Genomic DNA, 14211 nt, shown 5'->3' on the forward strand with positions numbered 1-14211 from the left:
CCCGCAGCACAAGGAAGGAGCGCAAGGATGACACACCTGATCCCGTCTGTCGGCCTCGATTGTGGCCGGGATTGGCTCGATGCCGCCCTGTTCCCCGGCCCGGCCCGCCTGCGCGTCGCCAACACCTCGGAGGGGCGGAGCGCGCTGGCGTCCTGGATCCGCGAGCGCGGTCTCGCCCGCGTCGGGGTCGAGGCCAGCGGCGGCTACGAGCGCCCGGTCCGCGACGACCTGGGCGCGGCCGGCTTGGCCGTTCACGTCCTCGATGCGGCCCGCGTGCGCCACTTTGCCAAGGCCAAGGGCCGGCGTGCCAAGTCGGACGCCATCGATGCTCCGCTGATCGCCGAGTTCACCGCCACCCTGATCGACGGCCCGCCCACGGCGCCCGACCACGGACGGGAGGCGTTGGCCGGCTTGCTGCGTCTGCGCCGGCGGTTGGTCGATCAGAGTGCCGATCTGCGCAAAGCGGCGGTCGGCCTGCCGAGGGAGGCCGAGGCCACCGTCGGCGGCGCGCTCGCGGCGTTGGACCAGGCGGTGGCCGCCGTGGAAGCGCTCATCACCCGGCGGGTGGCGGCCGACAGGGCGCTCGGAGAGCGCGTCGCCGCGCTTCAGAGCGCCCCGGGCATTGGGCCGGTGACGGCGACGACCCTGGCGGTTCGGCTGCCCGAATTGGGGGCACTGAGCGGCGCCAAAATCGCCGCGCTGGTGGGGGTGGCGCCCTATGCCGCCGACAGCGGCGAGCACCATGGCGAGCGCCACATCGCCGGCGGGCGCACCGATGTGCGCCGGGCGCTGTATATGGCGACGCTGACCAGCGCCGTCCGTGGCCGCGGCGTCCTGGCGCGGTTCTATGCTCGACTGATCGCCTGCGGCAAGAAGCCCAAGGTGGCGTTGGTCGCCTGCATGCGCAAACTGCTCGTCCGCCTCAACGCCATGCTCGCCCACCACCAAACTTGGCACGAGCAGACCGCCTAGAGGCCGACGGTCGGCGCTCGCCGCCGACCACATGCCCAGCCCAGCGAACCGGGGGCGCGGACCGGTCAAGGCCGCAGCCGCCCGCAGGGCGGGCGCGCGCCAGCGCGAGCCTTGACAGGGAGCACCCCCGGTTCACTCACCACCTCCCAGAAAACACGGTTGCTCCCCCCAGGTTTGCGACGGTATCGCCCTCATGCACGCTGTGGCGCGAGACCTGACGCAACCCCATGAGTTGCGCCAAGGCGGCACCGGTGCTGCCGTTATGACCACCGTCCCAGAACAGACGACGGTCCCAGATCGCGCAAAGCCGAGCCGAACGAACGTCGCGATGTCTTCCATCGAAGAACGGCGCCGTTGTTAGGCCTCCAGCCAGACGTGCTCCGCGAACGCGTAACCCTCCAGGTTGCCCAGCGGGCTTTTCCGCATGCCCTTCACCTTGTGAGAAAGGGCGTCGACATTGGAGATGTAGGCGGGAATGATCGTTCCGGCCTCGGTCGCAATCATGCCCTGCATCTCGGCATAGATCTGCTTTCGCCGCGCGTCGTCCAGACTGCCGCGCGCCTCGACCAGCATCCGGTCGAATTTCTCGGACCGGTAATGGCTTTCGTTCCAGGGCGCATCCGAGGCGTACAGCAGTGAGAACAGGATATCCGGTGTCGGGCGTGGATTGATGTTGCCGAAATGCACCGGCGCCTTGAGCCAGTAGTTCGCCCAATAGCCGTCCGATGGCACGCGGTTGATCTGGAAGTTCATGCCGACCTCGGCGCCGGCCTGCTGCACGATCGTCGCCATCTCGATCGAGCCGACCGCGGCGTCCGATGCAACAATCGGAATGACCTGCCCCAACATGCCCGCCTTCTTGAACAGGGCCTTCGCCTTCTCGGGGTCATAGACGGGGGCGGCCAGTTCCGCGTTGCGATACGGGCTGGACGGCGGCACGGGCTGATCGTTCCCCGGCTCGCAGATGCCGCGAAGGACGGACTTCTGGATCTGTGTGCGATTGACCAGCTGGCGCATGCCGGTGACGAAATCGGCACGATCGCCCGGTGCCATATCCAGCCGCATGTTCAGGTTGGTGTAGTTTCCGGCGATGCTGCGTTCCAGGACGACGCCCGGCTGGGTCTCCATCAGGCGAAGCTGCGCGGGTTTCATGTTCGCGGCGATGTGCACGTCCCCGCTCAGCAGCGCGTTGGCGCGGGCCGTGTCATCGGCCACCGCGAAGAATTCGAAGCTCTTCAGCGGCGCGGGCGCCCTGAAATACTCCTCGTTGCGCGACATGATCGAACGGGTGCCCGGCTCGAAGCGCTCCAGCCGGAACGCGCCGGTGCCGATGCCCTTGCTGAAATCGGTGGTGCCATCGGCTACGATCATGAAGTGATGCATGGCAAGGATCGTCGGCAGATCGGCGTTGGGCGCGGACAGCGTGATCTGGACGGTCGCCGGATCGAGCGCCTTGATCTCGGTCATCTGCTTGGCGATGGCCGCGACCTTCGAGGCCACCTGCGGATCGAGATGGCGCTTCAGCGAGAACACCACGTCGTCGGCGGTCAGCGTCTTGCCGTTGTGGAAGGTCACGCCGCGTTTCAGTTTGACGGTCCAGACCTTGGCATCGGCGGTTTCGATGCTGTCGGCCAGCTCCATCTGCACGGCACCCGCCTGATCCAGCACCGTCAGGCGGCTGTAGAGCGAACAGCAGCGGACGTAATCGGTCGACAGCGACGCCTTGGCCGGATCCAGCGTGTCGGCGGTCGAGGCGGACCAGCCCGCGGCGATCAGGTGGCCGCCCTTGACCGGCGTGTCCGCCAGCGCGGCGGCGGCCCGGCCGAGGATCGTGCCGCCCGCGGCAAGGCCGACCCCGCCCGCCATCACCATCTGCAAAAGCTCGCGGCGGCTTGCGCCGCGGCGCATGGCGTCTTCGACCCGGCGATCGTCGCGGGGGGTCCAGTTCGTGATCTTCGTCATTCTTGCGGCTCCCTGTTCTGTCGTGGCTAAAGCTGGCTGCACAGGCGGTAGGCATCGAAGATCGAGGCATGCAGATCGCGGCTGGCCACGGCATCGCCGATGCGATGCAGGGCGAAACGACCCGGCTGCAGATCCTGGGGCTGGCCTGCCAACAGGCGGTCGATGTCGGTGATCCCGTCGTTCAGAGATGCCGCGCGCAGATCGTGGAACAGCTCGTCCATCGGCAGCGTGCCGTGTTCGACGACGATCTGGGCGGTGACGATCACGCGCTCCTGGTCCGTCATTTCGTTGCGCAGGACGGCGGCGAGGCGGTTGTCCTCGCGGCGCACCCGGATCAGGCGGTGATCGACCAGGGGCGTGATGCCCTGCTGGTAAAGCCTTTTGCGGAAGCTGGAGGTGTCCTGATACGGCATCTCGACCGCCGCGGCGGCGTCGGGCGTGACGAAGGTCACCGTCTTTCCCGCCGCCGCCAGCGTCAGCGCGCATGAGGGTGCCGCCTGCCGGCCGGTGCCGTCATAGATCAGCACGTCGTCCTGCGCCGGGACGTGGCCGGACAGCACGTCCCAGACGTTGGTGCAGTGTTCGCCGCCGTCCAGCCAGTCCAGGTCGGGGACGCCGCCGGTGGCGAGGATGACGATGTCCGGGTTCTCGGCGGTGATCTCGGCGGATTCGGCAAAGACATTCAGGCGAACGTCCACCGCCAGCCGCTCAAGCTCGCTCCGGCGCCATTCGGTGATGCCCAGAAGGTCCTGCCGCCCTTCCGCGCTGGCCGCGATCAGGACCTGCCCGCCCAGCCGGCTCGCCGCCTCGAACAGGGTGACGCGATGGCCACGCTCGGCGAGAACGCGGGCGGCCTCCATCCCCGCGGGGCCGCCGCCGACCACCACCGCGCGGCGCGGCGCATCGGCGGGCGTGACGTCGTGGCCCAGCGTGGTTTCGCGGGTCGTGGCGGGGTTGTGGATGCAATGCGCCTTGCGATACAGGCAATAGGACGCCCCGACGCAGGGCCGGATGCGATCCTCCTCGCCGCGCTGGATCTTCGCGACCAGATGCGGGTCCGCGATGTGCGCGCGCGTCATGCCGACGAGATCGGCGATGCCTTCGCGCAGGACATGCCGCGCCGTCGCCACGTCCCGGATGCCCGCGGCGTGCATGACGGGCAGCGCAACCTCGGCCCGGAAGCGCCGCACCTCGGTCAGGAACGGCGCGCTGCGCTGGAACATGCCGGGCATGTTGTGTTCGGTCAGCAGCAGATCGCTGTCCATCCGGCCATAGATGCAGTTGAAGAAATCGATATGACCTTCGCGCTGCAGCATGTGAGCGATTTCAAGGCTTTCGTCCCTGCGCAGACCGTCCTCGCCCCCCTCGTCGATGACGTAGCGGATGCCGATGACGAAATCCGGTCCGACGGCCTTGCGCATCGCCTCATGCACCATCAGCACGAAGCGGGCGCGGTTTTCGGTCGAACCGCCGAAGGCGTCGGTGCGCCGATTGGTGCGGGGCGACAGGAACTGGCCCATCAGATGCCCGCCGGTCAGCGTTTCCACCCCGTCCAGCCCGGCCTGCCGGCAGCGCTTTGCGGCGGCGGCGTAATCGGCGATGACGCGGTCGATGTCGGCGCGGTCCATCTCCTTGGGAAAGCTGCGGGTCCGCGTCTCCCGCACGCGCGACGGCGCGATCGCCGGCAGCCAGCCGCTGCCGAGCGCGGTCGCCCGCCGTCCCAGATGCGACACTTGGCACATGATGGCGGCGCCATGGTCGTGGATGCGCCGCGCCATCGATTCCAGATGCGGCAGGATTGCGTCGCTCGACAGATTGAGCTGCCCGCCACCCCAGCTCGAGTCGCGCGAGGTCATGGCGGAGCCGCCGATCATCGTCATGGCGATGCCGCCCTTGGCCTTTTCCTCGTGGTACCGCTGGTACCGCTCGGTCGGCATGCCGCCGTCATCCAGCATCGAGGCATGGCTGGTGCTGATGATGCGGTTGCGCAGCAGCAGTCCGCCAAGCCGGAACGGTGACAGCAGGGGATCGGAGGTCCGGGAGCTGGGCAGGGCCGCGATGTGCATGGCTGGGAGGTCTCCTTGCGGGACGGGGCGTGGCAGGGCGGGCACCGGCCAAGGATGAGGCGGCACGGCACCGGCAGGAAGCTTGATAAAACGTGCAAGGGGTATACGCTGAGCGTATGACCCTGCGCAGCATCGCCCCCCTTGCCCGGACCCTGTTCATCTTCGAGGCCGCCGCCCGGACGGGCAGCTTTTCGGCGGCGGCGCGGGAATTCAACGTGACCCAGCCGTCCGTCAGCCGCAGCGTCGCGCAGTTGGAGGATCGGCTGGGCGTGCGGCTGTTCCAGCGCACCCCCACCGGCATCACCCTAACGCCGGAGGGGGACGAGATTTTCGCCGTCATGCGCGACAGTCTTGAGGCGATCGACCGCACGGTCGACGCCGTGCGTCAGCGCGCGGCAAAGACGCGGGTCACTCTGTCCTTTTCCAGCTCCTTCGCCACGCATTGGCTGGTGCCACGGCTGCGCACCTTCAAGGCGGCCTTTCCGACGGTCGAGTTGCGGCTGGATCTGGTGCAGGGGATGCTGGGCCAGCCCCCGTCCGATGTGGACATCGCCACCCGCGTCGTCGAGGCCGACGACCCGCGCTATCACATCTGGCCCTTCGCCCCGGAAATCATCATGCCGGTGTGCAGCCCCGCCTATCTGGTGGAGCGCGGCCCCTTGGACGCCGACCCGCACCGCCATGTCTTCCTGAACCTGAACGACGAACACAAGGGGCATTGGCACCGGCTTCTGAACCCAAGCGAGCGTCTGGAGGGCATCGGGACCTGGGATGTGTTCTCCGACTACTCAGTCGCGCTGCAGGCCGCGCAGAATGGCGAGGGGATCGCGCTTGGCTGGGTCAGCGTCGCCTCCCGCGCGCTTTGCGAAGGGCTTCTGGTTCGCGCCAGCGCCGGCGAGATCCGCACCGGGCGTTGGCATTCGCTCATCGCTCCGAAAGCCCGTCCGCTGCAACCCGTGGTGCCCGCGATCTGCGAATGGCTGGTCGCCGTGATGCGCGACGATCTCGACCGTCTCGATGTCGCCCGGCTCGCGTGAGCGTCGAACGATGAGACGATGCGCCCCGCCGTCGCTCACCCCTCCTCCAACCACGCGCGGACCGGCGTCGGTCGGACCGGGGCTTGCGCGCGCAGGCGCCCCACGTCCCCGGCCTGCGCAAGCCCGCCGCTGGCGGCGATGAGGTCGGCCGCCGCCAGCTGGCAATAGCGGCCCTGGCAGCGCCCCATCCCGGCACGGCCCAGGGACTTCACCCGGTTGGCCTCCGCCCCGCCGTAGGCCGCCGTCTCACGCACCGCGCCGGCGGTGATGCCCTCGCAGCGGCACAGGACGGTGTCGTCGGGCAGGGCCCGCACCTGATCGGCCGGCCAGGGGAAGGCGCGGGCGATGCCGCGCGCGAAACGTTCCAGCCGGTCGAGCCGCTTCAGGTCGGCCGCAACGTCCGGCCCCGGCAAGCCCAGGTCGGACAGGCAAGCGGCCGCGGCGAGGCGGCCGGCGACCTCCGCCCCGTCGGCCCCCAGCAGGCGCAGGCCGTCGCCGGCCAGATAGACACCGTCCCCGGCGCGGCCCATGCGGTCGGCGCAGGGCAACCATTGCGCCCAGGTCGCGTCATAGGCGAACCGGCAGCCGGCGAGATCGGCAAGCTGCGTTTCCGCCTTCAGATGCCAGCCCAGCCCGACCGCGTCGCAGTCCGTCCGCCGCTCTTGCCCGCCGGCATCCGTCCAGCGGACCGCCGTCACCCCGCTGTCCGTCGCCTCGATCCCCTCCAGAACGACCCCGGCATGGTAGCGCCGCCCCAGCCGCGCCCGCATCGCCAGCGCTTGCAGGGCGAAGGACGGGCGGACGGCAAGGTCGGCGAAGGCGGCGATCTGGCCGCGCAGGCCGGCGGTGTCGAGAACCGCCGCGATCTGCGCGCCCGCCTTCAGCAGCTGGGTCGCCAGCAGGGTCAGCAACGGCCCCGACCCGGCCAGCACGATCCGCCGCCCCATCGCGACGCCCTGGGCCTTGAGCGCGATCTGCATCGCGCCGAGGCTGTAGACGCCGGGCGCCTGCCAGTTCGGCACCGGGGCGAGGCGGTCGGTCGCCCCGGTCGCCAGGATCAGCCGGTCGTAGCCGATCCGGTGGCCGCCGCCGTCGCCGACGGCGTGCAGAACCCCATCGGCCAACGCGACGACCGAATGGCGCGGCACATGGACGATGCGGCCGGCCGCCACCAGCACGTCGAAGGCGGTGTGCAGCGCCACCGCCTTGCCGGCCTGCGACCCATAGAGCGTCGCGGGCGGGCGGGTGAAGCCGTCGGGCGGGCGGCGGTAGATCTGCCCGCCGGCCCTGGCACCCTCGTCGATCACCGTCGGGCGCAGCCCGGCCGTCACCAGCGTCTCCGCCGCACGGATCCCGGCGGGGCCGGCCCCGACGATCACGACACGAGGTTCGGTCATGGCCAATCCTCCCGCGTCCGGGTCAGCAGCCGCATGCCATCGGCCACCGGGGTGGAACAAGCGCGCAGGCGCGGACCCTGTTCCTGCCAGATCCAGCAATCCTGGCAGGCCCCCATCAGGCAGAAGCCGGCGCGCCGCTCCGGCCCGAATTCCGCCTGCCGCAGCGCCGGGGCGTTGGCGAGGATCGCCGTCAGCACCGTATCGCCCGCCAGGGCCATGCGCTCCACACCGTCCAGCACGAAGCGGACCGGCTCCCGCCCCGTCTCGACCAGCCGGACCAGCCGGCCGCTGGTTTCCGGCGGAGCGGCGAACACCGTCCCGCTCATTCCGCCGCCTCCCGGATCAGGGCCTTGGAGCGGGGCATCTCGGGGAAGCGGGTGTGGACCTCGGCCAGCGCGGCCTCCACCCCGTCGGCGCCGGTACGGCCGGCCATGCGGCTGAAGATCTCCGTCTTGGCGAAGAAGCGCCAATGGATCGGCAGCCCGTCGAGAACCCGCGTCAGGACATCATAGGCGGCCGGGGTCCACTGCCGCTCGTACCCCTCGCGTTCGGGTCCGAAATGGAAATGCGCGGTGGGCGATGGCCGGCCGGCCCGGAGCCGGTCGGTGGCCTCAGTGTCGAGCACGCCGTCGCGGATGACGACACCATACTCCCGCTCCGCAGCATCCGCGGAGACGTAGCCGCGCGCCACGTCCCGGGCCACCCGCCACGCCTCGCGCGCGAAGGGGTCGCCCCGGCCGCCGCCGCCGGCCGAGCGGATGTCCAGCACGTCGCCCGGCTGCAGCACCGCGGTGTCGATGTTGCCCAGCCGCCGTTCCCCCGGCGTGCCGGGATTGACCACCATGTCCGACAGCCCGGCCGCCTGGCCGCCCAGCACGCCCCAGGGGCGGAAGAAGCCGCGGTCGCGGTTGCGCGCGGTGATCCGGGTGTCGGGGGAGAAGACGCGGAAGGCCATGTGGGTGGCCAGCCCGCCGCGCCAGCGCCCGGCCCCGCCGCTGTCGGTCGCCAGGCCGTAGCGGACGAACTCCACCGGGGTTTCCATCTCGGTGATCTCGATCGGCGTGTTCTTCAGATAGGCCGCGTCGGCCCCCGACCCGTTGGTGCCGTCGCGGTGCGGCATGCCGCCGCCGCCGCCGACCACCGGGTTCACCGCGGCGATGATGCGGTTGCCCGTCCGCTCGTCGGTGGTCATCACGTTGACGATGCAATTGTTGCCGGCCGGGGCCGCCGGAAGACGCTCCGGCACCGCCTGGGAGAAGGCGCCGAAGATCACCGAGCGCAGCCGCGCGCAGGTCAGCGACCGCATCCCCACCGCCGCCGGGAAGGTCGGGTTCAGGACCGACCCTTCCGGCGTGATGCAGGTGAAGGGCCGGGTCAGGCCGGTGTTGAGCAGGATTTTCGGGTTGAGGGTGTAGAGGACGTAATAGACGCCGACCAGCAGCATGGTGTGTCGGGGATCGCCGCCCGACGGCACGTTGAGCGAGGAGGCGAGCTGCGGGTCCGACCCGGTGAAGTCCAGGATCGCCTCGTCACCCCTGATCGTCAGGGTCAGCTTCAGGCGGCAGGGGTTGGCGGCCACCGAATCCTCGTCGGCGTAGTCGGCGAACACCCACTGCCCGTCGGGCATGGCGCGCAGGATGTCGCGGGCCTGCGCCTCGGCATGGTCCAGCAGCGCCTCGACGCCGTCGAGGAAGGCGGTCTTACCGAACTTCTCGACCATGGCGAGGATCTTGCGTTCGCCGGTGTTGAGCGCGCCGACCAGCGCCTTGATGTCGCCGATGTTCAGGTCAGGCTTGCGGACGTTGGCGGTCATGATCCGCAGGATCTGCTCGTCGAACACCCCTTCGCGGACCAGCTTCATCGGCGGGAAGCGGATGCCTTCCTGGTGGATTTCGGTCAGCGCCCGCGACAGCGAGGCCGGCACCGCGCCGCCCATGTCGGTGTTGTGGATGTGCCCGCCGGTCCAGGCGATGATCTCGTCCTCAAAGAAGACCGGCTTCCACAGGTGGGTGTCGGGGGCGTGGGTCGCCACGAAGCCGGAATAGGGATCGTTGGTGAAGGCGACGTCGCCGGGCCGGTAATCCTCGATCATGTCGATGGCGCGGCCATAGGTCAGGCCCGGATACCAGGTCGCCCCCAGCTCCATCGGCACGCCGAAGGTCTCGCCCCGGCGGTTCAGCAGCATGACGGTGAAGTCCTCCGTCTCCTTGACGAAGGCGGAATGGGCGGTGCGCTGGAGCGTGTGGGCCATGTTCTCGGCCGCCGAACGCGCGTGGTTCGCCAGAACCTGAAGCTTCATCCTATCGAACACGGCGGTCACTCCGCAAAGGTCAGGTGGAGGTTGAGGTGCGCGTCGACGCGGGCGCCGGTCCCGGCCGGAATGGCGAAGGTGGTGTCCTCCTGGGCGACGATGGCCGGCCCCTGGAAACGCGCCCCGGCCTGCAAATCCGCGCGGCGGTACAGCCCGACCGGGGTCACGGCGCCGCCGGTGTAGACCGGTACCGTCCGCTCCGCCGAGGCGCCGCGGTCGTCCTCCTGCGCGGTGGGGAAGTGCAGCGCCGGGCCGTTGCCGATGGCCGACAGGCGCAGATTGACGATCTCGATCCGCCCATCCGGGTCGTCGAAATCGTAGAGCCGGGCGTGCGCCGCGTGGAAGGCGGCGGCGATGGCGCCGGGGTCGTCGCCGTCCAGCCAGGAGGGGTCCAGCGGCGTCTCGATTTCATAACTCTGGCCGGCGTAGCGCATGTCGGCGACGATCATCAGTTCGGCCGCACTGGAATGGCCCTGGGCGGTGAGCCAGTCGCGCCCTTCCGCGGCCATCGCGGCGAACGCCTCGCGCAGCGTCGGCATCAGGCCGGGGGACAGCTCCGCGAACAAGGTGCGGACGAAATCGCCGCGCAGGTCGGCGACCAATCCGCCCAGCGCCGACACCACGCCCGGCCAGCGCGGAGCGACGACGCGCGGCATTCCCAATTCGCGCGCCAGGAACACACCCAGCATCGGCCCGCCGCCGCCGAAGGGCATCAGCGCGAAGTCCCGCACGTCGACGCCGGCGCGCGCGGCCATCTTCTCGACCTCCGCGAACATCTCAGACACGGCGACGTCGAGGATGGCCTGGGCGGTGGCCTCCAGCGAACGGCCCAGCCGGTCGGCCAGCCGCTTAACGGCGGCGCGGGCGAGGTCGGCGTCCATCCGCAGCTGCCCGTAGGCCATCTGGCTGTGGCCGAGCCAGCCGCACACCACCATGGCGTCGGTCACCGTCGCCCATTCGCCGCCGCGGCCGTAGCAGGCCGGACCGGGCGTCGATCCGGCGGATTCCGGCCCGACGCGCAGCACCCCCTGCCCGTCGACGCTGGCGATCGACCCGCCGCCGATGCCGATGGAGCTGACCGACACCGACGGGATGTGCAGCGGAAACTCGCCGATCATCTCGCCGACGCCGAACTGGGCCTGACCGTCGATGATCAGGGCGAAATCGGCCGAGGTGCCGCCGATGTCGAGCGTCAGGATGCGGGGCTCCCCCGCCTGCCGGGCCAGCCACGCCGCCCCGTTCACGCCGGAGGCGGCGCCGGACAGCAGCATGTGGACGCAGGCCCGCTTGCCCTCCGCCGCGTTCATCACGCCGCCGTTGGATTTGGTCAGCAGCGGGCGGGCGGGCACGTCGCGGCCGGCCAGCCGCTCCTCCAGAGCCGACAGGTAGCCGGAGATCCGGGGATGGACATAGGCGTTCAGGATCGCGGTCGTCGTCCGCTCATACTCGCGGATCACCGGCCAGACCTCGGCGGAGGTGAAGACGAACAGGTCCGGGGCCAGCCGGGCAATCTCCTCCTTCACCACGGTCTCATGGCCGCCATCGCGCCAGGAATGGAGGAAGGAGACGACGACGCCCACCGCCCCCTTGGCCCGGAGGGCGGCGACGGCGTCGGCGACGGCCGTCATGTCGGGGGCCTGCCGCTCCGTCCCGTCCGACCGCAGGCGGGCGGGAATGCCGAAGACCATGTCGCGTGCCACGAGCTGGTCGGGACGCGAGCAGAACAGGGAATAGGTGTCCGGCATGCGCAGCCGGGCGAGTTCGATCACATCCTCGAACCCTGCGTTGGTCAGCAGCGCCAGCGGCGCGCCTTTGCGCTGGATGACCGTGTTCATCCCCACCGTCGTGCCGTGCACGAAGCGAGTGACGGCGCGCGGGTCCAGCCCCTCGCGCTCGGCCAGCAGGGTCAGGCCGGTCATCAGCTCCGCACCGGGATCGTCCGGCGTCGTCAGCACCTTCAGCGACGTCACCCGGCCCGACCGGGTGTCCAACGCGCAGAAGTCGATGAAGGTGCCGCCGATGTCGACGCCGACCTTCCAATCGGCCTCCGGAACCGCCGCGCCCCGGTCCATGCCCCCGTCCATCTCCGCTCCCTTTAGCAAGTCAGCCTGTGCTTGTTCCGGGCAAAAAGCTGACATGGCCGACCTAGGACGGTCTAAGACCCAATGCAAGCAAGCTCATAAGGCGGACTTATGCAATCTGACTCCTATAGCCCGGCCTTATGGGATTATGCCCAACCCGTCTTTGACCTGCCCGCCGGGTGTGGGCAGCCTGACCGATGGGGCGGAGCCGCGTCCGCCCGCATGTGGGAGAGGTCGATGAGGGTTATCGTTCTGGGCGGCGGGTTGATGGGATCGGCCGCCGCCTTCTTTCTGGCCCGGCGCGGCCAGCGCGTCACTCTGCTGGAACGCAACCGCGTCGGCTCGGGCGCCACGGTCGCGTCCTTCGGCAACATCCGCCGCACCGGGCGCTATCTGCCGCAACTGCCGCTCGCCCACCGGTCGCGGGCGCTCTGGAGCGAGGCGGAGCGGCTGCTGGGCCGGGACGTGGAGTTCCGCGCCACCGGGCATCTGCGGCTGGTGTTCGACGAGGATGGACTGGCCGACATGCGCCGCTACATCGTCGACGCGCGGCCCTGGGGGCTGGAGCTCGACGAACTGTCGCCACCGGAGATCCGCCGCCGCTTTCCGGGTCTGGGGCCGGCGGCCATCGCCGCCTCCTTCTCTCCGTTGGACGGCAGCGGCAACCCGCGCCTGATCGCACCCGCCTTCGCCGACGCCGCCCGCCGCTTGGGTGCCGAGATCGTCGAGGAGTGCGGGCCGGTGGAGGTGTCGGCGACCGGCTCAGGGTTTGAAGCCGTGACGCCGCGGGGCCGTTTCGCCGCGGACTGCCTGCTGAACGCCGCCGGCGCCTGGGGTGCGCGCGTCGCCGCCGGCTTCGGGGAGAGCGTGCCGATGTCGGCGCACGGGCCGCAGATGGGCGTCACCGAACCCCTGCCGCACCGGATCCTGCCGGTGGTGGGCATGTGGTCGCGAGCGGGCGGGGATGGCTATTTCCGTCAGGTGGAGCGCGGCAACATCGTCTTCGGTGGTGCGGCCGAGCGTGTCCCGGTGGCGCTCGATCCCGGCCACGCCAAGGCGGACCCGGCGCGGCTGCCCGGTCAATTGCGGGGCCTGGTCCGGCTGCTGCCCGCCATTGCCGATGTTACGGTGATCCGCACCTGGTCGGGCTGCGAGGGTTATGTCGCCGACAAGCTGCCGGTGATGGGGCCGTCGGCGACGACGCCGGGGCTGTTCCACGCCTTCGGCTTCAGCGGCCACGGCTTCCAGCTCGGCCCCGGCGTCGGCGACGTGATGGCGGAGATCATCGCCACCGGGCGCACCGACACGCCGCTGCATGATTTCCGCATCGACCGCTTCCAGACCGCCGGCCAGCCGGTCGGCCTGCAAGCCGGCCTGTCCTGACCGCGCCGCCGCGGCCCGCCGTTTAGCGGGCGGGCCGCAGGGCTTCGGACCGGGCGGTGAACCGGCCGGCCAGGGGGACCACCAACGCCGAGGCGGCGATCACGAAGGCGCCGGCCAGACTGACGGGGGACGGCAGCAGGCCGAAGATCAACGCGTCGAGGATCAGCGCCCATACCATGGCGGTGTAGTCGAACGGCGCCTGGGTCGAGACCGGCGCGCGGGCCATCGCCTCGGTCATAGCGATGTGCGCCAAGCCGCCGGAGATGCCGGCGCCGACGAGATAGGCCAGCGAAAGGCCCGTCGGGGTGATCCAGCCGAACGGCCAGCTCGCAAGGCCGCCGCACGCACCGAGGACGGCGAAGTAGAAGGCGATGGTCCCCGGCGCTTCGGTCGCGGTCAGCGTCTTGATCTGGACCCGTCCGGCGGCGGTCGCGACGGCCATGGCCAGCCCGGCCGCCACCCCGATGATGGTGTCGCGATCCAGCGTCGGCCCTTCGAAGGCGGGGGCGAGCATCAGGACAACCCCGACGAAGCCGCTCAGCGCCGCGCCGATCGCGACGCCGCCCGGCCGCTCCCGCAGGAACAGCATGGCGGCCGGCACCGCGAGCAGCGGAGCCAGGAAGCCCAGCGCCGTCGCCAGCGCCAGCGGCAGATAGGCCAGCGAAATGAAGGACAGCACCATCGCCACGCCGCCATACAGGTTGCGCTTCAGATGGCCGACCGGCTGCTGCGTCTTCAGAGCCGAGGGGAATTGCCGGCGCCACATCAAATAGGCGACGATCGGCGGCAGGGCGAAGGCGCTGCGGTAGAAGACAATCTGCCCGATCGGCGCCTCGACGGTCGCCAGCCGAACGAACAGCGACATCACCACGAACAGCCCGGCCGACACCAGCCGAAGCAGCATTCCACCGCGGCTGCCGGAGGGAGATGGAGGGGGAGATGGTTCGGGCACGCGTGCGGCGTGAGAGCCGGCGGAGGAGTCCGGCGTCTGTCCCGGCATGA

At 70.2% G+C, this 14211-nt stretch carries 10 protein-coding genes; 3 read left to right on the top strand and 7 right to left on the bottom strand.

The annotated features are described in order from the left end of the window. The first annotated feature begins 27 nt into the window (after positions 1 to 27). Positions 28 to 972: an IS110 family RNA-guided transposase gene (locus M2351_RS20060; RefSeq protein WP_264655227.1), complete on the top strand. Its 945-nt coding sequence runs from the start codon at positions 28 to 30 to the stop codon at positions 970 to 972. 357 nt (positions 973 to 1329) lie between these two features. On the opposite strand, the gene M2351_RS20065 is transcribed toward M2351_RS20060, so the two are convergent. Together M2351_RS20065 and M2351_RS45175 are read right to left on the bottom strand one after the other, a co-directional pair. Then, positions 1330 to 2934 carry an ABC transporter substrate-binding protein gene (locus M2351_RS20065; RefSeq protein ID WP_264657843.1) on the bottom strand — a complete coding sequence of 535 codons (1605 nt, stop codon included), beginning with the start codon at positions 2932 to 2934 and terminating at the stop codon, positions 1330 to 1332. A 26-nt stretch (positions 2935 to 2960) separates the two neighbouring features. Continuing rightward, entirely contained in the window at positions 2961 to 5000 is a 2040-nt protein-coding gene (locus M2351_RS45175) for an oxidoreductase (RefSeq protein ID WP_406567413.1), read from the bottom strand. A gap of 116 nt (positions 5001 to 5116) precedes the next feature. Here M2351_RS45175 and M2351_RS20080 point away from each other — a divergent pair, with 116 nt between their 5' ends. Continuing rightward, entirely contained in the window at positions 5117 to 6037 is a 921-nt protein-coding gene (locus tag M2351_RS20080) for a LysR family transcriptional regulator (protein ID WP_264657844.1), read from the top strand. 35 nt (positions 6038 to 6072) lie between these two features. Here M2351_RS20080 and M2351_RS20085 read toward each other — a convergent pair whose 3' ends face one another. From M2351_RS20085 to M2351_RS20100, 4 genes are read right to left on the bottom strand one after another with little or no spacing between them, the layout of a single operon-like run. Beyond that, positions 6073 to 7434 carry an FAD/NAD(P)-dependent oxidoreductase gene (locus M2351_RS20085; RefSeq protein ID WP_264657845.1) on the bottom strand — a complete coding sequence of 454 codons (1362 nt, stop codon included), beginning with the start codon at positions 7432 to 7434 and terminating at the stop codon, positions 6073 to 6075. Continuing rightward, positions 7431 to 7760, bottom strand: coding sequence for a (2Fe-2S)-binding protein (locus tag M2351_RS20090; RefSeq protein ID WP_264657846.1), 330 nt, complete (start codon positions 7758 to 7760; stop codon positions 7431 to 7433). Before M2351_RS20090 ends, M2351_RS20085 begins: the two co-directional genes overlap by 4 nt. After that, positions 7757 to 9745, bottom strand: a complete 1989-nt coding sequence (locus tag M2351_RS20095) for a hydantoinase B/oxoprolinase family protein (RefSeq protein ID WP_264657847.1) — start codon at positions 9743 to 9745, stop codon at positions 7757 to 7759. The genes M2351_RS20090 and M2351_RS20095 overlap by 4 nt, the downstream gene beginning before the upstream one ends. Before the next feature lie 5 nt (positions 9746 to 9750). Further along, positions 9751 to 11829: a hydantoinase/oxoprolinase family protein gene (locus tag M2351_RS20100; protein WP_264657848.1), complete on the bottom strand. Its 2079-nt coding sequence runs from the start codon at positions 11827 to 11829 to the stop codon at positions 9751 to 9753. Between the two features lie 234 nt (positions 11830 to 12063). On the opposite strand from M2351_RS20100, the gene M2351_RS20105 reads away from it, so the two are divergent. Next, a complete protein-coding gene (locus M2351_RS20105; RefSeq protein ID WP_264657849.1) occupies positions 12064 to 13209 on the top strand; it encodes an NAD(P)/FAD-dependent oxidoreductase in 1146 nt (381 codons plus the stop codon). A 22-nt stretch (positions 13210 to 13231) separates the two neighbouring features. Here M2351_RS20105 and M2351_RS20110 read toward each other — a convergent pair whose 3' ends face one another. Continuing rightward, positions 13232 to 14113 (bottom strand): DMT family transporter, encoded by an 882-nt coding sequence (locus tag M2351_RS20110; RefSeq protein WP_264657850.1) that lies wholly within the window; start codon positions 14111 to 14113, stop codon positions 13232 to 13234. Positions 14114 to 14211: the final 98 nt, after the last annotated feature.

The organism is Azospirillum canadense (assembly GCF_025961225.1).
Taxonomy (GTDB): domain Bacteria; phylum Pseudomonadota; class Alphaproteobacteria; order Azospirillales; family Azospirillaceae; genus Azospirillum; species Azospirillum canadense.